At 38.5% G+C, this 22,777-nt stretch carries 22 protein-coding genes and 1 pseudogene; 11 read left to right on the forward strand and 12 right to left on the reverse strand.

Annotated features, from left to right (window positions below; genetic code table 11):
- The first annotated feature begins 8 nt into the window (after window positions 1–8).
- Window positions 9–1,034, forward strand: a pseudogene (dprA, locus tag R2S57_RS08285) (DNA-processing protein DprA).
- Window positions 1,035–1,189: 155 nt separating this feature from the next.
- A complete protein-coding gene (locus tag R2S57_RS08295) occupies window positions 1,190–2,551 on the forward strand; it encodes a pyridoxal-phosphate dependent enzyme (protein WP_316844575.1) in 1,362 nt (453 codons plus the stop codon).
- Window positions 2,552–2,755: 204 nt separating this feature from the next.
- Here R2S57_RS08295 and murA read toward each other — a convergent pair whose 3' ends face one another.
- The 8 genes from murA to R2S57_RS08335 all read right to left on the reverse strand — a co-directional run bounded on the left by murA (window position 2,756) and on the right by R2S57_RS08335 (window position 10,372).
- Window positions 2,756–4,081 (reverse strand): UDP-N-acetylglucosamine 1-carboxyvinyltransferase, encoded by a 1,326-nt coding sequence (murA, locus tag R2S57_RS08300; RefSeq protein ID WP_230143971.1) that lies wholly within the window; start codon window positions 4,079–4,081, stop codon window positions 2,756–2,758.
- A 145-nt stretch (window positions 4,082–4,226) separates the two neighbouring features.
- Window positions 4,227–4,919 (reverse strand): DUF4290 domain-containing protein, encoded by a 693-nt coding sequence (locus tag R2S57_RS08305; protein WP_316844576.1) that lies wholly within the window; start codon window positions 4,917–4,919, stop codon window positions 4,227–4,229.
- A 356-nt stretch (window positions 4,920–5,275) separates the two neighbouring features.
- Window positions 5,276–5,443: a hypothetical protein gene (locus R2S57_RS08310; RefSeq protein ID WP_316844577.1), complete on the reverse strand. Its 168-nt coding sequence runs from the start codon at window positions 5,441–5,443 to the stop codon at window positions 5,276–5,278.
- Window positions 5,444–5,766: 323 nt separating this feature from the next.
- Window positions 5,767–6,264 carry a histidine phosphatase family protein gene (locus R2S57_RS08315; RefSeq protein WP_316844578.1) on the reverse strand — a complete coding sequence of 166 codons (498 nt, stop codon included), beginning with the start codon at window positions 6,262–6,264 and terminating at the stop codon, window positions 5,767–5,769.
- Window positions 6,257–7,288, reverse strand: coding sequence for a glycosyltransferase family 9 protein (locus R2S57_RS08320; protein WP_316844579.1), 1,032 nt, complete (start codon window positions 7,286–7,288; stop codon window positions 6,257–6,259). The genes R2S57_RS08315 and R2S57_RS08320 overlap by 8 nt, the downstream gene beginning before the upstream one ends.
- 64 nt (window positions 7,289–7,352) lie before the next feature.
- Complete coding sequence (locus R2S57_RS08325; RefSeq protein WP_316844580.1) at window positions 7,353–7,955, reverse strand: DUF4254 domain-containing protein; 603 nt, start codon at window positions 7,953–7,955, stop codon at window positions 7,353–7,355.
- A gap of 204 nt (window positions 7,956–8,159) precedes the next feature.
- Window positions 8,160–8,666, reverse strand: coding sequence for a hypothetical protein (locus R2S57_RS08330; protein WP_316844581.1), 507 nt, complete (start codon window positions 8,664–8,666; stop codon window positions 8,160–8,162).
- A 23-nt stretch (window positions 8,667–8,689) separates the two neighbouring features.
- The gene (locus R2S57_RS08335; RefSeq protein WP_316844582.1) at window positions 8,690–10,372 is read right to left on the reverse strand and encodes a helix-hairpin-helix domain-containing protein; all 1,683 of its coding nucleotides are present in this window, start codon (window positions 10,370–10,372) and stop codon (window positions 8,690–8,692) included.
- Between the two features lie 88 nt (window positions 10,373–10,460).
- Between R2S57_RS08335 and R2S57_RS08340 the strand changes: the two genes are divergently transcribed.
- Window positions 10,461–11,090 carry a hypothetical protein gene (locus tag R2S57_RS08340; protein ID WP_316844583.1) on the forward strand — a complete coding sequence of 210 codons (630 nt, stop codon included), beginning with the start codon at window positions 10,461–10,463 and terminating at the stop codon, window positions 11,088–11,090.
- A 79-nt stretch (window positions 11,091–11,169) separates the two neighbouring features.
- Here the strand turns inward: R2S57_RS08340 and sppA are convergent, their stop codons facing one another.
- Window positions 11,170–12,936: a signal peptide peptidase SppA gene (gene sppA / locus R2S57_RS08345; protein ID WP_316844584.1), complete on the reverse strand. Its 1,767-nt coding sequence runs from the start codon at window positions 12,934–12,936 to the stop codon at window positions 11,170–11,172.
- Window positions 12,937–12,976: 40 nt separating this feature from the next.
- Between sppA and folK the strand changes: the two genes are divergently transcribed.
- Together folK and R2S57_RS08355 are read left to right on the forward strand one after the other, a co-directional pair.
- Window positions 12,977–13,483 carry a 2-amino-4-hydroxy-6-hydroxymethyldihydropteridine diphosphokinase gene (folK, locus tag R2S57_RS08350; RefSeq protein WP_316844585.1) on the forward strand — a complete coding sequence of 169 codons (507 nt, stop codon included), beginning with the start codon at window positions 12,977–12,979 and terminating at the stop codon, window positions 13,481–13,483.
- Window positions 13,484–13,501: 18 nt separating this feature from the next.
- On the forward strand, window positions 13,502–13,870 hold the full coding sequence (locus tag R2S57_RS08355) for an Hpt domain-containing protein (protein ID WP_316844586.1): 369 nt from the start codon (window positions 13,502–13,504) through the stop codon (window positions 13,868–13,870).
- A 291-nt stretch (window positions 13,871–14,161) separates the two neighbouring features.
- Here R2S57_RS08355 and pssA read toward each other — a convergent pair whose 3' ends face one another.
- On the reverse strand, window positions 14,162–14,854 hold the full coding sequence (gene pssA, locus R2S57_RS08360; protein WP_316844587.1) for a CDP-diacylglycerol--serine O-phosphatidyltransferase: 693 nt from the start codon (window positions 14,852–14,854) through the stop codon (window positions 14,162–14,164).
- 133 nt (window positions 14,855–14,987) lie between these two features.
- Complete coding sequence (gene rho / locus R2S57_RS08365) at window positions 14,988–16,745, reverse strand: transcription termination factor Rho (protein ID WP_316844588.1); 1,758 nt, start codon at window positions 16,743–16,745, stop codon at window positions 14,988–14,990.
- A gap of 425 nt (window positions 16,746–17,170) precedes the next feature.
- On the opposite strand from rho, the gene pyrF reads away from it, so the two are divergent.
- From pyrF to R2S57_RS08395, 6 genes are all read left to right on the forward strand, one after another.
- Complete coding sequence (gene pyrF / locus R2S57_RS08370; RefSeq protein ID WP_316844589.1) at window positions 17,171–18,001, forward strand: orotidine-5'-phosphate decarboxylase; 831 nt, start codon at window positions 17,171–17,173, stop codon at window positions 17,999–18,001.
- A gap of 120 nt (window positions 18,002–18,121) precedes the next feature.
- A complete protein-coding gene (locus R2S57_RS08375; protein WP_316844590.1) occupies window positions 18,122–19,030 on the forward strand; it encodes a DMT family transporter in 909 nt (302 codons plus the stop codon).
- A 75-nt stretch (window positions 19,031–19,105) separates the two neighbouring features.
- Complete coding sequence (locus tag R2S57_RS08380; RefSeq protein WP_316844591.1) at window positions 19,106–19,306, forward strand: hypothetical protein; 201 nt, start codon at window positions 19,106–19,108, stop codon at window positions 19,304–19,306.
- Window positions 19,307–19,652: 346 nt separating this feature from the next.
- Window positions 19,653–20,936 carry a DUF2851 family protein gene (locus R2S57_RS08385; RefSeq protein WP_316844592.1) on the forward strand — a complete coding sequence of 428 codons (1,284 nt, stop codon included), beginning with the start codon at window positions 19,653–19,655 and terminating at the stop codon, window positions 20,934–20,936.
- 51 nt (window positions 20,937–20,987) lie between these two features.
- Window positions 20,988–21,203 carry a hypothetical protein gene (locus tag R2S57_RS08390; RefSeq protein ID WP_316844593.1) on the forward strand — a complete coding sequence of 72 codons (216 nt, stop codon included), beginning with the start codon at window positions 20,988–20,990 and terminating at the stop codon, window positions 21,201–21,203.
- A gap of 103 nt (window positions 21,204–21,306) precedes the next feature.
- Window positions 21,307–21,525, forward strand: a complete 219-nt coding sequence (locus tag R2S57_RS08395) for a PspC domain-containing protein (protein WP_047799560.1) — start codon at window positions 21,307–21,309, stop codon at window positions 21,523–21,525.
- An 82-nt stretch (window positions 21,526–21,607) separates the two neighbouring features.
- Here R2S57_RS08395 and R2S57_RS08400 read toward each other — a convergent pair whose 3' ends face one another.
- A complete protein-coding gene (locus R2S57_RS08400) occupies window positions 21,608–22,267 on the reverse strand; it encodes an ankyrin repeat domain-containing protein (RefSeq protein WP_316844594.1) in 660 nt (219 codons plus the stop codon).
- Window positions 22,268–22,777: the final 510 nt, after the last annotated feature.

Raw genomic sequence — 22,777 nt, forward strand, 5'->3', positions numbered from 1 at the left:
AAAACCTCCTGGCTTATTGCGGAAGTGCTGAAAATGTGTTTTCAGCATCCAAAAAGAAACTTTTGGAAATTCCAGGTGTTGGAGAGAAAACAATTGAAGCCATTCGGGGTACCAATGCCTTAACAAGGGCGCAACAAGAACTGGATTTTGTTGAAAAACATGGCATAGAAGTGTTGTTTTTCTCCGATGAAAAATACCCGAAGCGGTTAAAAAACTGCGTCGATTCTCCCATACTGCTTTACGCTAAAGGAACTGCCGATTTAAATCACCAGCGCATTATTAGCATCGTTGGAACCAGAAATGCAACCTCCTATGGTAAAAACCTTTGTAAAGAGTTGTGCGAAGTTTTAGCACCCTATAATGTGTTAATTGTAAGTGGGCTTGCCTATGGAATAGATGTTACCACGCATAAAGAATGCTTGGCTAACAAAATTCCAACTGTAGGCGTTCTTGGGCATGGCCTTGATCGCTTGTATCCCAAAATCCATCAAACGATTTCCCAGAAAATGGTGCTTAATGGTGGTTTGCTTACATAATTTCCTATCCTGACCAACCCCGACCGGCCGAATTTTCCGCAAAGAAACCGGATTATTGCATGTATTGCAGATGCTACCATTGTGGTAGAAGCTTCTATAAAGGGAGGTGCCTTAATTACTGCCGAAATAGCCAACTCGTATAATAAAGATGTTTATGCTTTTCCAGGCCGAACAAATGATGTTTTTTCCGAAGGTTGTAACTTTCTCATTAAAACAAATAGGGCTGGACTGATCAACAATGCCAACGATCTGATTTATTATCTGGGCTGGGATGATGAAGTAAAGGAAAAGAAAAAAGTAGCTCAAACTACCCTACAGCTTAGTCTTACCCCGAACGAACAAAAAGTTGTGGATGCGTTACAGCATGGTCAGCTTTCTATCGATGAACTTTGCGTGCAATTGAATATACAACAAAGCAAATTGGCAATTGTAGTGCTCACCTTAGAAATGCAGGGCATTATTGTTTCTTTACCCGGAAAGATTTATAAGCTGGTATAAAAAAACAATTTGCCATTCGCCCAATAATCAATCTATAATGCCGATCATAATTATAGATTAAGCAATAAAATTCTTTTAAATTTTAATTTTCGAAATTATGTTTCAAATAAATATTAGTTTATAAAATACTTAATGCCTTTGCTTAATTTTGTGGCATGTGGTACAATAATATTTTAGAAACCATTGGCAATACGCCACTGGTTAAATTAAATACGATAACAAAAGGAGTTCCGGGAACAATCCTGGCCAAAATAGAGACTACCAATCCAGGCAACTCCATTAAAGACCGTATGGCGGTTAAAATGATTGAAGATGCGGAGAAAAGTGGCAAGCTAAAACCTGGTGGAACCATTATTGAAGGAACATCTGGAAATACAGGTATGGGTTTGGCCATGGCTGCCATTATTAAAGGTTACAAATGTATTTTTACCACCACAGATAAACAATCGAAAGAAAAGGTTGATGCTTTGCGTGCCTTTGGTGCCGAAGTAATTGTTTGTCCTACCAACGTAGAGCCTGAGGATCCCCGTTCTTATTATTCAGTTTCTTCACGTTTAGAGCGTGAAGTGCCAAATTCGTGGAAGCCCAATCAGTATGATAACCTGGCCAATTCGCAAGCACATTACGAGCAAACCGGACCTGAAATTTGGGAACAGACCGAAGGCAAAATAACACATTTAGTAGTTGGTGTGGGCACAGGCGGAACAATTTCTGGAACCGGAAAGTACTTAAAAGAAAAAAATCCAAATATTAAGGTTTGGGGAATTGATACGTATGGATCAGTTTTTAAGAAATATAAAGAAACTGGCATTTTTGATAAAGATGAAATTTATCCATACATCACCGAAGGTATCGGGGAAGATTTTCTTCCGGCAAACGTAAATTTTGATGTAATCGACCTATTCGAAAAGGTAACAGATAAAGACGCTGCTTTAATGACGCGTGATATCGCCCGTAAAGAAGGTATTTTTGTGGGTAACTCTGCCGGTGCAGCAATTGGCGGACTGATCCAGTTAAAAGATAAATTAAAGCCTGAAGATGTGGTTGTTGTGATTTTTCATGATCATGGTAGCCGTTACATGGGCAAAATGTACAACGAAGACTGGTTACGCGAACGTGGGTTTCTACAGGATGAAAAATTAACAGCTAAATCTATTCTGGCTAAAAAAGACAGCACGGAGATTGTAACCTTAGATGCTGAAAAATCGGTACTGGAAGCAATCAATACCATTAAATCCATGAATATCTCTCAAATTCCGGTTACGCAACAGGGAATGATTGTAGGTAAAATTGCGGAGAGTGATATTTTGAGTGCATTGCTGGAGAATCCGGGATTAAAATCTGCTCCTATTTCTGAAATCATGACCTCGACATTCCCGTTTGTGGATCTGAATACTTCGATTGATAAAATTTCTTCGTTGATCAATAGAGAAAACTCAGCAGTGTTAGTAGAAGATGAAACTGGGAAGATTGAGATTATTACGCAGTATGATATCATTAATGCGATATCGGGGTAGGAGAGAAGACGTGAGATGGGGTTATATGGACTAACTCATAAATAATTTGCGGGTCGTCTTCCTGAACTTGTTTCAGGATCTTTATAGCATGACGATACGCACAAAATAAAAACGCCCGGGTAATATTTTTACCCGGGCGTTTTTTGTAATTAATGTTCGATCGGTAGGTTTTACCTTCTACCCTTCACCTTTACACCTTCAACCTTAATGGCTTGGTGCATCAGCATTTACACGTTTGATCTGCGCGCCTAAGGCACGTAAACGGGTGTCGATATCCTGATAACCACGTTCAATCTGTTCGATGTTGTAAATGGTCGATTTTCCTTCAGCAGATAAAGCCGCAATTAATAACGAAACGCCAGCTCTGATATCCGGAGAAGTCATGCTGATTCCACGCAGTTTATATTTTTTATCAATACCATTAACCGTTGCACGGTGCGGATCGCACAAGATAATTTGAGCGCCCATGTCAATTAATTTATCCACGAAGAATAAACGGCTCTCAAACATTTTCTGGTGGATTAAAACGTTTCCTTTTGCCTGTGTGGCCACAACCAGAACGATACTCAATAAATCAGGTGTAAAACCTGGCCATGGAGAATCGGCAATGGTTAAAATCGAGCCATCAATAAACGTATCAATTTCGTAGTGTTTTTGAGAAGGAACATAAATATCATCGCCACGACGTTCCAGCTTAATTCCCAGTTTTCTAAAAACCTCAGGAATTACACCAAGTTCATCATAACAAACATCTTTGATGGTGATTTCAGATTCAGTCATCGCTGCCATCCCGATAAAAGAGCCAATCTCAATCATATCCGGTAACATTCTATGCTCAGTTCCCCCTAAAACACTTACCCCTTCGATGGTCAATAAATTAGAGCCGATACCCGAAATTTTTGCACCCATACGGTTAAGCATTTTGCAAAGTTGCTGTAAATAAGGCTCACAGGCAGCATTATAAATGGTAGTGATACCTTTAGCTAAAACAGCTGCCATTACAATGTTTGCTGTTCCGGTAACCGATGCCTCATCTAACAAAATGTACGCACCCTTTAAATTAGTGGCATCAACATTAAAGAAAGCTTTTTTGCTATCGTATACGAATTTTGCGCCTAACTTTTCGAAACCGATGAAGTGTGTATCCAATCTTCTGCGGCCAATTTTATCACCTCCTGGTTTAGGAATTGCTGCTTTACCAAAACGCGCCAATAACGGGCCAACAATCATAATCGAACCGCGTAAACCGCCACCTTTAGCTTTAAAAGTATCTGATTCAAAAAAGTTTAAATCAATATTTTTAGCTTCAAATGTATAGGTGTCTTTATTGATGCGCTCAACAGTAACGCCTAAATCGCCAAGCAATTCAATCAGTTTGTTTACATCTTTAATATCAGGGATGTTACTGATAGTTACTTTTTTCTCGGTTAGCAATACTGCCGATAAAATCTGTAACGCTTCGTTTTTGGCTCCCTGAGGGGTAATTTCGCCTTTTAGTTTAATTCCGCCTGTTATTTCAAATGCGTTCATAATGTTTTTTTAGTATCAAGTATTAAGTACCCGGTAATTGAGTATCGTATCGAGTATTGGGTAATAAGTATCGAGTAACAAGTATCAGGTAGATTGTGTGGGTGCAGATATTTAACCTTTCGCCTTCTACCTTCCTCCCTTTAATTTAATATTTAGGCTTATTGTTGTTGTTCGGCCTGCGGTTATTGTTGTTGTTATTGTTTTGACGGTTTTTTCCGTTGTTATTATTGTTGTTGCTTCTGCCGCGGTTATTGTTGTTGTTATTGCTTTGACGTGGGTTTTGTGCCCTAAATTCAACTTTCGCCAGGTTAACCCCCTCATCAAGGGATAGTAATCCGCCAGACAGGTATTTTAAATCTTTAATAATGGTATCATCGCTCACATTATCCTTATTCCAGGTAACATACGCCATTTTCATAAAGTTTGCAATGCCTTGAACCATTGCTTTTTTCTGCTCTGGATTTTCCTCACGCATGGCTTTTTCGATCAAATTCTCAACCGTTTTACCATAATGTTTGTAGGTAATCCGTTGCTGAGGATAGGCCAGAGGCTCTGGTTTGATATAAGCATTCTCTATTAAAGGTTTTGGATATGGACTATCTACATCAATCTGGTAACCAGAAATAATGTGTAAGTGATCCCAAAGTTTATGTTTGAAATCGGCCACATCACGCAAATGTGGCTGTAAAAATCCCATCAGGTCGATAACCGCCTGGGCATATTTATTACGTTCTTCAATGGTTGGCAATTCGCAGATATACTTCACCATGTTTTGTACGTTACGGCCATATTCCGATAAAATTAAATGGCTACGCGTAGTATTATAATCAAAATTCATGTACAGATAAATTAATGGATAAATTTTCTGGCGATACGAATTATGAAATAACCAGAAGAGATGAGGTTATGAATTCACCGAAATGTCTATTGCCAGATTTTCGTTTTTTATATATTCAAAGGTAATAAAATTATTTAATTAGAGATGTTAATATTTGATGCGAAATATATGCTTTTATTTTTTGGAAAGTAGGGGGCAGGAGTTCTTGGCTCATTCAGTCCCGTTATTCGCTATAGCCCCGATAAAAGATCGGGGGCTGCCGCTACTACCGGGTTTATCTAACTGAGGTTTGTGCTGTTTGGAGAAACCGTTCACGCGTTCATTTGATTAATAAAAGGCTAAACCTATGATTCTTCTTATAAGAAACGGTAATGCCATGTCACCGTCGCGGGTTTATTTGCATCTAATTTGGTGTTCTCTGCTCCGTTAATGACGCTATATTGCTCATTAATGGTGTTTTTTGCTTCGATGTTGCTGTTCTTTGCTCCATTAACGGCGTTATTTACACCGTTGACGGCGTTCATTGCTCCATTATTGATGTAATTTGCTCCGTTAATGGCCTTGCTTACGCCGATGTTGGCGTTCTTTACTCCGTTGATGGCGTTCTGAGCTGCAATGTTTTGTGTTTTTACTCCATTGATGGGGTTCTTTACTCCGTTAATGGCGTTATCTACACTGATATTGGTGTTCCTTGTTGAGTTATTCTAGTGGTTTGCTTCGATCAAGGCTTCATCAATTCATAGATTAAGTATCATTGTTCAGTGGGTTAACCCACTCCGAACTCGATTTGGCTCATTGTTACTTTAATAAGCTCGAATGTTCTTAATTGCTCAATGGTAAAATAAAACTAAACCTCATCACTATTCTTCGGGTAATCAAAAAAGACCAGTTCCCCCGTTCCCTTACTTACCATCTTCCACGAATCAAACGGAAAAGAGATTAACACCATACCCGCAGTTGGAATGTTATAAATATCGGCACCACTCAATTCGTTTGCGAAATCTGTAAAACCAGGGTTATGACCGAATATAATTGTTTTTTCTGCGCTGTCATCAAGGCGATTAACCACTTTTAGTAAGGCGGTAGTATTGGCTTCGTATATAGATTCTTCGAAGTGGATCTGGTCTATGTTATAGGCCTCTGCAAAGAATTTGGCAGTAGATTTGGCTCTTTTTGCCGGGCTACTCACTATTAAATCGGGTTTGAAACCTTTATTTACTAATCTTTCTGCCATTTCAGGGGCATTTTCCTTACCGCGTTTGTTTAGCGGACGGTCGAAGTCTTTTAAATCTAAATTTCCCCAATCCGATTTCCCGTGGCGGACTAAAAGTAGTTGCTTAGCCATTTAGTTTCTCCTTAATTTTATTTACAATTGTTTCAGGTTGAATTAAGTCTATACAGTTTTCAACACCGCAGAGGCAAGGTTTGTTTCCGTAAATAGAATTTGGACGTGATGGGTGGTCGACCTGGAGGCAATCGTTTTCCGATTGTCCGTAGCCTAAAAACCCCGCATAGGGGTGAGTTGGCCCCCAAACCGAAACAACAGGTACACCCATCAACGATGCCATATGCATGCCTGATGAATCCATGCTCAACATCAAATCAAGGTTCGAAATAATAGCCAATTCTTCGGTAAGGTTATAATTGCCAATTAAATTGTGGGTGTTGAGATATTTTTGTGTCCATTGCTCAGCAACAGTCTCTTCTGTTTTACCACCGCCAAAAATAAAAAGTTCATAACCAAGATTACTCAAGGAAGCGATTACTTCCTCCATTTTTGCTAAAGCATATACTTTGTAAACATGCTGTGCGAAAGGGGAGATGCCCACCTTTCTCGTGGCTTGATCTGTAAATAAACTTTGTGCTTTCGCCGGGATGGCTAGTGGCGATTTATGGATTTGATGACTAAGCTTAATGTTCAGTCCCAATTCGCGGAAAACATCGGCATAAAGTTCTACAGTTTTTCTTAGCGGCTTAAAAACCTTATTATTGGCACGTGTCAGTCTTTTTTTTCCAGCCCTTCCCTTGTTTATCCGCCTAATGTTGGTGCCTGTTAAACGAAAGAAAGTACAAATCGCCCTGCTTCTTAAATTATCATGTAAATCGGCAATTGCAGTTGGCTTATATCTGCGAAGTTCCTGGTAAAGTTTATATAAACCGTCAATCCCTTTATGTGTGGTTTTAGGTTGGATGGGGTGAAAGATCAGGTTTGGGATACCATCGAAAAACGGTTTAAACGCAGATCTGCTTACCATGATAAGTTCTGCAGATGGATTTTGTTCAGAAAACTCGCGTAATACAGAAGCCACCATAGCCACATCGCCCATAGCCGAAAAGCGTAAAACGATAATTTTTTGGGTTGCGGTCATAGTGTTTTACCACAAAGACACAAAGGGCACCAAGGCATTCTTTGTGTCTTAGTAGTTGATTAATTTATGCTTTATTATACAAAACCGGGTTTAAACTCGGGTCGTTGTACATTTTCATTTGTTTGTACACTTTCATGTATTTTTTGCCAGCTTCAATATCTGCCAGTAGTTCGTCGATACTGGTCGATAAATCATCGCGCTGTGATAACAAGACGTTTAATTTGGTCTGGCATTGTGTGCGGTGTTCTGCTGATGCACTTTCGCGTTCAGCTTCTTCCTGCATGTGGTAAATTTTCAGTGCAAGGATAGAAAGCCTGTCTATAGCCCAGGCCGGACTTTCAGTATTGATTTTAGCATCTGGCAAAGCTGAAATTCCATGATAAAGGTTTAAAAAGTAGCCATCAATAAATTCTACCATATCAGTACGTACCTGGTTTTGTGCATCAATTCGTCTTTTCCAGCGCAAACCCTCCACAGGATCAATCTGCGGATTACGCACCACATCTTCCATGTGCCATTGGGCAGTGTCGATCCAGTTTTTAACATAAAAAAGATGCTCCAAACTTTCGGCATCGTATGGGTTTTCAACCGGATGATCAATATCATCAAACTTGTGATAGTCTGTAATTACTTGATTAAATATGCGGTTGGCAATTTCACTTATCATGGGGGCAAAGATATTAAAAGATTTCTTATGGGTTGATTACGCGGGTTGATGATTACATTGGTTTTTTCCTTGTGGTTTGATTACTCAGATTGTTAGATTATACAGATTTTTTCCTGACGGGTTGATTACACACATTTTACCTTCGGGTTGATTACACAGATTTGGAGATTACACAGATTAAATAGGTTTGTATTTTTCTATTGATTATTCGTCGTAGTATGGAGGCTCTATTTCTTCATCAGATGGAAGCCAATCATTGTTGATTTTTTCGATTAGATTTAGAATGATCTTTTTTACACCTCTTTTTGTGAAGTCTATACAAATAAGTGTGTTTATATCATTTTCCTCATTTTGTGCAACAAATGCAGCGAACCAAAACCCTTCGCTGAAATTTTTATGTGCAGTGGTAATCGGCGACTGGTCATAGTTGAATGGTATTTGGGTTATGTTTTCTTGTTCGATGGCTTTTTCAACTATTTTTAGATCAAATGATAACTCAACGGCATCCGAAAGTTGGCCCGCACTACAAATATAGGCCACTTGATTTTCAAGAGATTTTTCGACAACTAATTCTATAAAATCGCTATCATCATTATCCGTAATTGTAAAAGCACACCAATTACCCAATGGCAATTTTTTAAGCCACTCCGCATCTCTTCTTACGTTTGTATAAAGGATTCTTCTGCCATTGATTATACCGAATTGCTGCATGCCGTTATTTTTAGATCTCTTGGTTAACCCATTGGTTTCTTACGCTCAAAATATTCCGTAATCTCTTCTAAAGAGAAAGCATTTAAACATTTATCCGCGCTTAGACCTCCTTTACGCGCAACCAAAATGCCATAATGCATATCGTGGAAGCCTTCGGTACGGTGGGCATCGGGATTTACAGAAAGCAATACACCTTTTTCTAAAGCATAACGGTGCCAGCGCCAGTCTAAATCCAAACGCAAAGGATTGGCATTGATTTCGATCACTACTTTGTTTGCCGCACAGGCATCAATAATTTTTTTATAGTCGATCGGGTATCCGGCCCTGCTTAATAATAAACGGCCAGTCGGGTGTCCTAAAATAGTGGTATAAGGATTTTCGATGGCTTTTAGTAAACGTGCTGTAGCTTTTGCTTCGTCCATGCGCAGGTTACTGTGTACCGAGGCCACAACGAAATCAAAAGTTTTTAAAATATCGTCTGAATAGTCAAGAGAACCATCGCTTAAAATATCACTTTCAATTCCTTTGAAAATTTTAAAAGGAGCCAGTTTTTTATTCAGTTCGTCAATTTCCTGGTGTTGGCCAAAAACACGTTGTTCATTTAATCCTTTGGCATAAAAGGCTGTTTTAGAGTGGTCGCAGATCCCTAAATATTGGAGGTTTAAGTTCTCTTTACAGTAAACGGCCATTTGTTCTAATGTGTGTACACCATCGCTCCAGGTAGAGTGGTTGTGCAAACTGCCTTTCAAATCTTCGTATTCGATTAATGTTGGGAGTTTATTCGCTTTCGCCAGTTCAATTTCATCAAAATCTTCACGAAGTTCTGGTGCAATAAAAGACAGTCCCGCTTTGCTGTAAATTTCTTCTTCATTTAAAAAGGGACCGTTACCGGCTAAGGCCAAAACCTTTTCCACATGTTCGGTATTTCCTGTCAGTTTAAACCAATGTAAATAGAAATTAACTTTTTCAACAGTATGGATTCTTATTCTGAAACCCGCTTCAGTAGTGCAGATGAAAGAATTTTCTGCTTCAATGAGCGAAAGTGTCTCGAAAGCAGGTAGATTTTGTTTAAGGGTATCAATTTGTTCAGCACCGATTACGAGTTCCAGCTCATCAATAATCTCACAGGCGCGGCGATACTGACCAGCGAAACCCAACAATGCACTTTGCTCAATTTTTGCAGTCCAGTCAGAAAGTTGCGTAAACAAGGTTTTGGCAAAACCTTCAACCTGGGCATATAAAAACCTTCCGTTGGCAGCCAATTTAAATTCGATGGCATTTTTAATTTCTTCCTGGGTTTTTAAACCAAAACCCTTGGCTTCAATTAAACGGTTTTCGTTACAGGCATAATACAATTCGCCTATGCTTTCTATGCCTAAAGTGCGCCAGATAATGAAGATCTTTTTTGGTCCGATACCTTTTATGGCCAGCATTTCTACCACACCTTCGGGCGTTTTCTCCAGAATTTCATTAAGCTCTTTTAATTCTCCAGTTTGAAGCAACTCAATGATTTTGGAAGCCAGTCCTTTACCAATCCCTTCAATTTTATCCAGTTCATCCAAAGGTTTATCCTTTAAAGCAAAAGGCAATTTATCTACTTTAAAATAGGCATTTGCAACAGATTTAATCTTGAAAGGGTTTTCTTCATGCAGTTCCATGAGCTGCGATAACAGGCGTAAGGTGCGGGCGATGGTCTTATTTTCCATAAGGGGTAAAATTAGGAAATAATGCCTCAAATTTTTGCCGTGCTCATAAAATTAAAACACAATTTTAGTAAAGCGTTGTTTTACACTAATGAAAAATATAAAATTTGCCCTTTTGGGCTTAAGTATAGGTTTGGCGGCTTGCCAATCAAACCATAAAACAGATGAAAGTACTGCTGATTCGCTAGCCGATACAACTTCTGCTCCGGTACAAACTACTGATGAGCGGTTTTTAGTGGTAGCAGGCCATTCGGTTGGTGAAATTGCGCTTGGAGAAGATATGGAGCAGGTGGGAAAAAAATTGGGCAGACCAAATGCCGGTGATGCTGCGATGGGAAAAGCCTGGGGGATTTGGTATAGCGACGATTCTACCGCAAAACACCGTAACGAAATTGCGGTGTATTCTTCTTATCGCGATACCAGTATGCGGATAAAGGATGTAAAACAGATCCGGATTACTTCCAATAAGTTTAAAACACAGGAGGGTTTGTCAACGGGTAGCACTTTGGAGCAAACAAAACAGAAATTTCCAGCGATTGAAAAACTCTCTGCCTATTTAAATGAGGATAAAGATACCATTACGGTTTATGATGCCAAAAAAGATGGGATTGGTTTTGAATTTTTAAAGGGAAAAAGTATTTCTTTAACCGTGCACCCGGTAAATATTCCGGTTAATGCCACTTATTTAACCCTGCATCCGGAGTGGAAGCTGATTGAATAGGGACCAGGGACAATGTAAAATGTAAAATGGAAGAGGGGGGTAATTCCTTCTTCCATTGTACATCATCCATCTTACATTATTACTTGATAACTGCTTCAAATGGCATTCTGGCCTGAATGCCTGAACTCGCAATTACCTTTTTCATTTGTTGGTAGAGCATGTAATTGTCGCCAAGTTCTTGTTTGGTATAATAGGTTTTAACCTTGTCAGTACCCTCATCCATTAACGATTTCCATGGATCGATTACATCTGGATATTCAACCACCTTATATTTCTTTAATTTAGCTTTTTTCGCGGCTGCTTTAATCGCATCGTTAAAACTTCCGATTCGATCGGCCAATCCAATTTGAACAGCATCTGTTCCGATCCAAACATGGCCACCGCCAATACTATCGATGTAAGCTTTGCTTTTCTTTCTGCCATCGGCTACGCGGCTCACAAAACCGCTATAAATTCTGTTTAATTCATTCTGGATGATAAACTTTTCACCAGCAGTCATAGGGCGGTTAGTAGCCATAATATCCGCGTATTTACCGGTTTTAACGCCGTCAAAGGTAATTCCCAATTTATTAGTCATAAGGTTTTGAAAGTTCGGGATGATACCAAATACACCGATAGAGCCCGTAATGGTGTTCGGCTGCACAAAAATACTATCAGCAGCGCAACCGATATAATAACCGCCAGATGCGGCCACATCACCGAAGGATGCAATAACCGGTTTTTCTTTTTTGGTTAAAACAATTTCTCTCCAGATGACATCCGAAGCCAATGCGCTACCCCCTGGAGAATTTACGCGCAAAACAACAGCTTTGATATCGTCGTCCAAACGTGCTTTTCTGATGGCCCTAGAAATACGTTCCGAACCAATTTGGTTATCAGAACCTTCACCACCATTAATTTCACCATTGGCATAAATTACGGCAACTTTATCTTTTCCTTCGCCGGTATCGGTATTGTTTTTAGCGTAATCGTTAATGCTAACCGTACGGATATTCTCGCCTCTGGTTCTTCCTGATAAACCTTTTAATTCTTCTAAAATCTGATCTTTATACTTCAAAGCATCGATCATTTTAAAGTTCACTGCATCCTGTGGCTGTTGTACTTTGTAATTATCGGCAATGTTGTAAAGACTGTCTTTTTGTATGTTTCTGCTCTGTGCAATATCCGTTAAAAAGGTATTGTACAAACCACCAACATAAGCCGTAACCTGTTTACGGTTATAATCGCTCATTTTATCTAAAATAAACGGCTCAACAGCGCTTTTGTAGTTTCCTACACGGATCACCTGCATTTCTACACCAACTTTTTCTAAAGTTCCTTTAAAGAAAGTCAATTCAGAGCTAAAGCCTTTAAATTCCAGTGCTCCTTCAGGATTTAGATATACTTTATCGGCCACTGAAGCCAAATAATAAGCTCCTTGTGTGTACACTTCGCTATAGGCGATAATTTTTTTATGCGATTTTTTGAAATCGATTAAGGCATTTCTAACCTCACGCAAGGTGGCATAACCGGCATTCGGACTGCTTACATTCAGGTAAATACATTTAATATTATCATCTGTTTTGGCTTTCTGTACCGCTTTTAGGAAATCGTTTAAACCAATACCATCTTTTTCTTCACCGCCAACGATTGGCAGATTTCCGAACGGATTTTTAGGGGTACGCTCGGTAATGGCCTGATCTAAATTTAAAAACAGTACCGAGTTATTGGATACAACAACTGTTTTATCGCTGTCGATAGACGATATGGCACCCACAACGATGACGAAGCAGATGATAAACAATATGATCATCGATACGAAAAAGCCCAATATAGAGGCAAATAAATACTTAAAGAATTCTCTCATTTAAATGTTTTAATTTTGTGAGGTAAAGATATAAAAATACATGATGCTTAATAAAGCTTTAGAGTGCCACACGGCTTATTTGTTACTGGGCGGAAATTTAGGGGATAGGGAAGTGAATTTAAAACGGGCAATTGAGCTGTTGAATGAAAAAATTGGCGAAGTATTAGCCGTTTCGTCGCTTTATGAAACCGCGGCCTGGGGCAAAACCGATCAACCTGCTTTTTTAAATCAGGCGGTGGGTTTACAGACCAATTTAAGTGCAATAGAAGTTTTGGAACTTGCATTAAGTATCGAACAGGAATTGGGTAGGGTAAGAAAAGATAAATGGGGTGAGCGTTTAATTGATATTGATCTTATTCTTTTTGGTGATGAAGTGATCAATATCCCGGATAAACTTCAGGTACCCCATCCACATATGCAAAACAGGAAATTCGTGATGGAACCCTTAGCTGAGATTGCGCCAGATGTTATACATCCGCTATTAGGTGAAACCATGTTATCGATCTCTCAGCATATTGAAGACCCGCTCGAGGTTAAAAAACTTTAATGCATTAAATTTGATGGCATGCCAGATAACCAACAGCTGCTTGATTTTTCTTATCTCATCGAAATGGTTGGTGATGATCCTGTATTTTTAATCGAATTTTTTGAAACCTTTATTAAACAAACGCCGATTTATTTAGGGGAGATGACTGAGGCTTTGGCAAGTGAGAACTGGAGCAAAGTAGCCAACTGTGCACACAAAATTAAACCTACATTCAGTTATATCGGGCGCAATGATGTAAAAGAGTTTGTGCAGACGATTGAACACAATGCTAGGAATATGATCTCTTTAGAAAAAATATCTGTCGATATTGAGCGACTTGAGTTTTTGTTAGTACAGATTTACGACCAGTTGGAAGTAGCCAAAAAAGAAATGCAAACCAGGTTATAAAAGATTAGAAAATCAAGGTTCTGTCTTTGTCGGTCCCGATAGTCCTGCTATACATTTCAAGCCGATGAAGGATCGGGCTTTACATTCCTATCAGGTTTATTTTTCAGATTATGCCTAACTATTAACAATAATTTATGCTCTAAAAAAAAATGATTGCCTCAATTTCTGTTCCCGGCAAGGCCATTAACTTAATCACCAGGTACTCAGTCTGAGCGTAGTCGAAGACTTCTCGTGTTAAAAAACAAAAAAAGATTGCCCTTCGACTACGCTCAGGGTGACATCTTTTTTTGTTTAAACTTTATTATTCGCAGTAGTGCCTCTAAAGTGCAATACCGAAGAAGCAATATATAACACCAAAACAAATGGGATTGCTGCAAATTTTAAAAAAGCAATCAATACCGCCGATAGGATCAGGAAGATAAACTTGATTTTATTTTTCGCCCAGCTTAAATCGCTGAATTTTAAAGAGAATATTTTGATCTCACTCACCAATAAGAAACTGGTAATAGCGGTAATGGCTATCAGCAAAATACTGGAAGAAATAACCTGAGGGTAATCGTTGGCAATAAAAGGTAAGGAACAGATAAACAAGGTATTCATCGGGGTATTTAAGCCAATAAAATCTTCTGTTTGCCTTTCATCGTTGTTGAATTTAGCCAGACGCAGAGCTGAAAAAATGGTGATCAAAAAACCCAAATAAGGAAGGTAATCTGAGGAATAATCACTTGCTTTTAAAAGATGGAACATGATTACACCCGGCAAAAAGCCAAAACTCACCATATCTGCCAACGAGTCGAGGTCTTTACCAATTGCCGATTTAACATTTAACAAACGGGCAACCATACCATCAAAAAAGTCGAAAATCCCGGAGAAGATTACGAAATATGCTGCGGTTTCTAAATTGCCTTTAAATGCAAAAACGATTCCGATGCAGCCAGATAAAAGGTTTGCACAGGTAATCGCATTAGGGAGGTGCCTTTTCATAAGGTTTAAGGTATATGGTTTAAGGTGTAAGGTTTTGAGTGCAGATGTAAGTGTAAAACCTTTAAAGTTGTAAGGCTTAAAGCACCAAATCAGGAAACCTTAAGCCTTACGCCTTTTACCTTTCAGCCTTAATTTAGCTGTTCATCGAAATTAAGAACTCTTCATTACTTTTTGTTCCTTTGATCTGAGATTGAACAAATTCCATTGCTTCCTGGCTGTTCATATCGGCAAGGTGGTTACGTAAAATCCAAACACGTTGCAAAATATCTCGATCTAATAATAAATCATCACGACGGGTACTTGAAGCCGTAATATCAATAGCAGGGAAAATACGTTTGTTAGATAGTTTACGGTCTAACTGTAACTCCATGTTACCGGTTCCTTTAAATTCTTCAAAGATCACCTCATCCATTTTAGAACCTGTATCGGTTAGTGCGGTAGCCAAAATGGTTAACGAACCACCGTTTTCGATGTTACGTGCCGCACCAAAGAAACGTTTTGGTTTGTGTAATGCATTTGCATCAACACCACCCGATAATATTTTACCCGATGCTGGTGCAGTGGTATTGTATGCCCTTGCCAAACGTGTAATCGAATCTAAAAGGATTACCACATCATGTCCGCTTTCTACCAAACGTTTTGCTTTCTCTAAAACAATATTGGCAATTTTAACGTGACGCTCAGCTGGCTCATCAAAAGTAGAGGCAATTACCTCAGCCCTTACACTACGTGCCATATCGGTAACCTCTTCCGGACGCTCATCAATTAATAAGATAATTAAATAAACTTCAGGGTGGTTTTTAGCAATTGCATTGGCAACCTCTTTCAGTAAATTGGTTTTACCTGTTTTCGGTTGTGCTACAATTAAACCACGTTGTCCTTTACCAATTGGCGTAAATAAATCCATAATACGGGTAGAGTAGTTACTGTTATCCGTAAATAAATTTAATTTTTCAGTTGGGAAAAGTGGGGTTAAATAATCGAAAGGAACACGGTCGCGAACCTCAGCAGGAATTCTGCCGTTAATGGTTTCTACACGAACCAATGGGAAATATTTTTCGCCTTCTTTTGGCGGACGGATGCTACCTTTTACAGTATCACCTGTTTTTAAGCCAAATAGTTTTATTTGCGACTGAGATACATAAATATCATCAGGAGAAGTTAAATAGTTGTAATCCGCAGAGCGCAAGAAACCGTAACCATCAGGCATAATTTCTAGAACACCCTCATTAGTAATTACATTATCGAAATCTAAGTTAGAGTAACTGTTTTCGTTTTTGTGGTGGTTGCCACCGCCAGGTTGTTTTGGCTGACGGTTTTCATCACGTTGTTGCTTGTCTTGCTTTTCTTTCGGCTCTTGCTTTTGTTTTGGCGCCACCGGAAGTACTTCTGCACTTTCTTCGATTAAAGCAGAGATGGGTTTTACACTTTCCTCAGATTCAACAATTCTGTCGGGTTGTCTTTCAGGTTGCTGATGGTGCTGTGGCTCGTCAAATAACGTTACCGAATCTCTTCTTCTTTCAATTGGTGCTGCAGGCTCATCTTTGCTTAACCGGGCACGTTTTTTAACCGGCTTATCGGCGGCAACGGGCTTATCAGCTACAACATCAGCTACGACAGCACTTTCTACTACTGCTGCAGAAGCGGCGGCGGCAGCAACTTTTGATGTTTTGGTAGACTTGGTTTTTGGTGCAGGAGTAGCTGCAATAGGTTCGATTTCGCTATAAGGGTCTGCACCAGCTTTAGCGGCATTTATAATTTCCTGTTGGTGTAAAAGTACTTCAACAAGGTCGATTTTTCTAAGGGAGTCGGCACCTTCAATGCCATAGCTTTTTGCTAGCTCACGTAATTCTGTTGTGAGCTTATCATTTAATTCTGTTTTACTAAACATTCTAAATATATATGTTTCAAGAAATTTTTCATTTGTTTATAACGGATGTTTTCTGTTATAAATCTACACAGGCTTAAAAATATTTGTGTTAGCGTAAGCCCGGCAGTTTCATTGTATATAAGTTCTTAAGGTTATAAAACATTAAATGAGTTCATCAGGGAAAATGCTCACATTGTTTCATAATTGTTTACAAGCTGAATAAAAAGCAAAATTTGCTTCTAAAAAATGGTAACAAAAAACAAGTCTTGATAAATTTTTCTGGGATATTCAGATAAACGGTTGAGAAATTATGTTGCAATTGTATGTATTTGAAACGTAATCTGCAAGCAAAAGTTTAAAATGTTTATAAAAATATTTCATGTGAACATTATTTTGTCGCTCAGAAAACTTAAAAATCTTCATATTTGCAGCAAATAAGCCCATATATGACCAAGCAACAACTTTTCGAGCAGATACAAAAAAAACGTTCATTTTTATGTGTCGGATTAGATTCTTCGTTAGATAAGATCCCAAAACACCTGTTGAAATATGAAAATCCAATTTTGGAATTCAATAAACAGATTATTGATGCTACAAAAGATTTGTGTGTGGCTTACAAACCCAATACTGCTTTTTACGAGTGTTATGGTAAAAAAGGTTGGGAAACATTGATCGAAACCTGGAAATATATTCCAAAAGATATTTTTTCTATTGCTGATGCCAAACGTGGCGATATTGGCAATACCTCTGCTATGTATGCCGAAACATTTTTCAATGCTACATCTTCCGAAATGAGCTTTGATTCTGTGACTGTTGCACCGTACATGGGCAGTGATTCGGTTACTCCTTTTTTAACCTTTAAAGATAAATGGGTCATTCTATTGGCTTTAACATCTAATACAGGTCATGCCGATTTTCAATTGCAGGAAATTGGCGGAGACAAACTTTTCGAAAAAGTGATCAAAACATCGCAAACCTGGGCAACAAATGAGCAAATGATGTATGTAGTGGGTGCAACCCGTGGTGCAGCTTTTGGCGATGTGCGTAAATTGGCCCCAGATCATTTTCTTTTGGTTCCTGGCGTTGGTGCACAAGGCGGAGATTTAAATGAGGTGTGTAAATACGGTTTAAATTCGCAATGTGGTTTACTGATTAATTCTTCGAGAGGCATTATTTATGCCGGCCAGGGAGAAGATTTTGCTGAAAAGGCAAGGGAAGAAGCTTTGAAACTGCAACAGGAAATGGAGCAGATTCTCATTGCTGCTGAACTCGTATAATTTATATTTACAACAAAGGCACGGAGAAAATATTTTATACGCTGTGTCTTTGATTGTTTGTGGTAAAACTTCTTTTCTTTGCGAAGAGCTTGGCGTTCTTTGCGGTTTGTCCAACCCAATATGAAATCGAAAATAGATCTTAAACTCGTACTCGCATTATTTGGGGTGGCCTTGATATGGGGAACAACATATTTGGGGATTAGAGTTGCTGTAGAAAGCATTCCGGCCTGGTACGTAACCGCCATCCGGCAGGCTGTGGCTTCTCTAATTATATTGATCCTGTTGGTTAAACAGAAAGAACTGAAATGGATTGGATGGCCAAGCTTTAAACGACAGATCCTCTTGTCGATATTAATGGTGGTCGTTGCCAACGGAATGACCACCGTTGCAGAAAAAACCATTCCAAGTGGCCTGGCATCTTTAATTAATGCCACCTCTCCCTTGCTTGTATTTCTCGGATGCGTATTTTTAGGGATTCAAAAAGCGAGCCTGAAGGGTTTTATCGGTGTTTTTATTGGTTTTTTGGGTATTGTCTTTATTTTTAGGGATGGTTTGAACGATTTACTTGAACCTGGCTACCGCAACGGGATTTTATCATTGGTGATTGCCGTTTCAGGTTGGACGATCGGTACGATCTATTCGAAAAAACATAGTGGCAAACCGCAGTATATCTTCTTAAATCTTTTTTATCAATTTGTATTTTCGGCCATTATCCAATTGGGGCTGGCAAAAATCTTCTCTGGAGAGGCTGACCTGAGTTCGTGGAAAACAGAAAGTATATTGGCAACAATTTATTTGGCCGTTTTCGGTTCCGTTATGGGTTATTTCTGTTACCATTATGCCCTGAAAAAGGTTTCCGCTTCCGAAGTTTCCATTTTAACTTATTTCAATACCATTATCGCAATATTTTTAGGCTGGCTGATTTTAAATGAAAAAGTAGGGCTGGATTTAATTGTTGCAACAGTTTTGATTATCGCAGGTGTTTTCATTACCAATTATAAAAAGAAAACGGAGGTAAAAGTAGTCTGAAATTATTATCTTTAAATATTAAGATAAGTTGTGAAAGATTCGTCTGAGAAATTAAGCTTTGAAAGATTAACCGTTTTGGTTAAAGCATTAACAGCGGAAGAAAAACAGCGCCTGGTTAATATCTTAATAGAAGAAAATCAATTTGTTGTTCAGGAAGCTGAAGTTGTTTATTTAAAGAAAACTAAAACGTTCGATGAAAAATGGGCTGAAAGTATTTCTGTAGAAGAATTTGAGAAAGCGGTCCATGAGAACATACAAAAACTGCCTTGGAAATAACAGTAAATTTTCATCCATCGGTTATCCAGTATTTTAACGAACTTGTTGATGATTTGTTCTACGAAGGTTACTTTTTTATATAAGGAAAGCGCGCTAAACTACGTTTCTGAAATTATTTTTAACGTAAAAAGATCTATTCATAAAAAGGAGAATTACCATTGTCCGACCGAACTATTGAAATTTGGTGAATATTATATTCATTTCAATATGAACCCAAATACAACATGGTATTTTGTGTTTGAAAGAAGGGAGACTAGGTATTTAATTACATATGCGTTTAATAATTATTCTACAGAAGTGAAATATTTAACATACAAAAATTAAGAATTATTTATTATCTTCAAGGATGAATTTTCCAGAAGATTTCCTTCATTACGTATGGCAGTTCAGGTCGTTTGATTATAACGGGCTGCAAACTGTTAATGGAGAAAGCTTGAAAATTATCAGTCCGGGTTTGCTCAATAAAAATGCTGGTCCCGATTTTTTTAATGCAAAAATCGAAATTGGCGACACGATGTGGGCCGGTAATGTAGAAATCCATCTCAGATCGTCTGATTGGTTAAAACACAACCATCAGCTAAATCCGGCCTACGAAAATGTAATCTTGCATGTGGTTTACGAGCACGATGCAGAAATTAAAAGAATAGACCAATCCATTGTACCTGTTATAGTTTTGAAAAACAGGATTTCCGCCGATCTCATCAAAAAATATGAAAATCTGTTTCTTACACTTACCGATTTTCCCTGCATTGCCCAGATAGGTAGGGTAGACGAATTAATTGTAGATTCTTTTTTAGCGCGAACCTTAATCGAACGTTTTGAGCAGAAAACAGCCGCTGTTACCGAAACCTTAAACGAACTGAATGGAAATTGGGATGAAACATTTTATCGTTTTATGGCGCGTAATTTTGGCTTCAAAGTTAATGCGCTGCCCTTCGAACTGTTTGCCAAAGCCGTACCACAAAATATTTATGCCAAACATAAAAATAATCCCCAGCAGATAGAAGCACTGGTTTTTGGTGCCACCGGGTTTTTAAATGATCAGTTTGAGGAGGAATATCCTAAAAAGCTAAAGGTCGAATTCCAGTTTCTGAAGAAGAAATACCATATTAAACCAATACCAGTTTCGATATGGAAATTTATGCGGATGCGCCCACAAAATTTTCCTACTATCCGCCTGGCACAGTTTGCCGCATTAATTGTGAAAACCAAACATCTTTTTTCTAAAGTTATGGAGATAAAAGATATTGCCGGGTTACATGACTTATTCGAAGATCTGCCCGTACACGCCTATTGGAAAACACATTATCATTTTAAAAAGGAAACTTCCGGGGCAAATACACAAATTGGAAAAACATCTGTTGATAATATCCTGCTCAATACCGTGGCCCTTTTTTTATTTGCTTATGGTAAACACACAGCCACACAATTTTATATCAATAGGGCAATAAAGTTGCTGGAAAGCCTGCCAGCTGAGCAAAATGCCATTACCAGTAAATTTACCAATGCAGGCGTGAAGATGGATCATGCATTTGCTTCGCAGGGAATTTTGCAGTTGAAAAAGCAATACTGCGATCAGAAAAAATGTCTATCTTGTGGTATTGGAATTAAAATTTTAAAGCAAGCCTAACCAGATGCTGATTTCCAACAAACTTTCTACCTTATAATCTGTTTCTAAATTATGGAATTCCCACACGAGCTAAAAGAAATTTACCCCGATCAGATTATTGAAGTTAGAGGCAATGCTGATGCCTTAACCGTTATTTTGAACAAAGATGTCGACATCCATAAATTTAAAACCGAACTGATTAAAAGGTTTTCAGGATTAGAGGAACAACAGACACTCTTTATCAAACACGAAGGTAAACAGGATTTTGAAAAGCTCGTATTGGAGTAAACGCTAAATTAACTGTGCGGTTTACCGATTAATTTTATTAAATTAGGGTTTGCAATAATTGCTGTAGTATTGTCGTTATTATGGTTTTTAAAATAAGCTTAACATGTTCCAGAGAATTATAACTTATTTTGAACAGCAGAGTTTTGGGGTTTCTACCTATTTGGCCAATAAACTGAATATGAGTACCGCAAAGGTTCGCCTGTTTTTTATTTACTCCTCTTTTTTAGCGGTTGGTTTTCCGATACTGTTTTATTTTTTGGCCGCAGTTGTGCTCGATATCCGAACCTATATGAAAAGAATGCGGTCGAGGATATGGGAGTAAACATGTAATGGAAAATGGTTGATGGATAATGGGTTAATAAATTTAGACTTAGGACTAAAGACTCACGACTTCAGACTCAATGCTAATCATCGTCTCTTAAAATCTCTGCAATTTCATTAAAGCCTTTTTCTGCAGCTAAATCTGCAGGTAGTTTTCCACCTTCCATACGTAAGGAAACTTCGGCGCCATGTTCTAAAAGTACAATAATCAGTTCTATGTTTCCCAATTGTGCGGCGGTATGTAAGGGAGCAAGGCCTGCTTTCTGACAAACATTTGGGTATGCTCCGGCTTCTAAAAGCATTTTGGTAATATTAAAATTATTGGCTGCAACTGCCGAGTGGATTGGAAATACATTAAATCCGTTTTTCGATGGCAGGTTAACATCTGCACCTTTTAACACTAAAAAGCGGGCTAACTCTTCATGACCGAAATAACAGGCTAAACCGAGCGGTGTAAAGCCATCTTCCGAAAATTCGTTAATACTATCAGGACTTTGAAAAATCAATTGCGAAGCCGCATCAAATTTGCCTACTGCACAGGCTTCGAACAAGGTGAGGTCGTCTACAAATTCAGCAATTAAATCGGCGATTTCCTGTTTTTTATAATAACAGGCCAATAACAGTGGCGAGATGTGATGCGAAGTATCCACATTTGCCAGTTTTGGGTTTTCTACCAAGATTTCTTTTACCGATTGTAAATTTCCTGCTTCAATTTGTTCTTCGAGTTGCGCTATACCCATCATATAATTTCAAAAATCGCTTTAAATTAACAAAAATTAAGAAATTGTAAACTTTAATGCTTAAATATATATAGTGTGAAGCAATCTACCAAGACCTTATAGGTTTTTAAACCTATAAAGTCTCCAAAAAAGAGTCGCCGCCCGAATATTGGCAATCAAAAGCTATTAACTGATTTGGGCGTTACCCAATCCCGAGAATTCGGGAAAGGGGCAGGCTTTTCAGGGCTACGCTTCGCTTCGGTACCGATGAAGGATCGGTACTGAACCCCTACAATCCCTAACGCAAACCCCACTGTTTTAATCAAATCTCGCAGGTTTTTAAAACCTGCGAGGTTGATCGCACTAGTCTTAGGCTCCAAAGACCATAAACCCAGGTTAAATAAACCTGATAGAACGAAAAACCCGGAACGAGGTACGAGTGAGGACTTGGAGTGATAGCAGGACTGTCATCACCGAAATGCACCGAACCCTGCTTTTCAAAAAAAATGAACCAGCTAAGTCACTTATAAGTCT

The organism is Pedobacter psychrodurus, assembly GCF_032678585.1.
Taxonomy (GTDB): Bacteria; Bacteroidota; Bacteroidia; order Sphingobacteriales; family Sphingobacteriaceae; genus Pedobacter; species Pedobacter psychrodurus_A.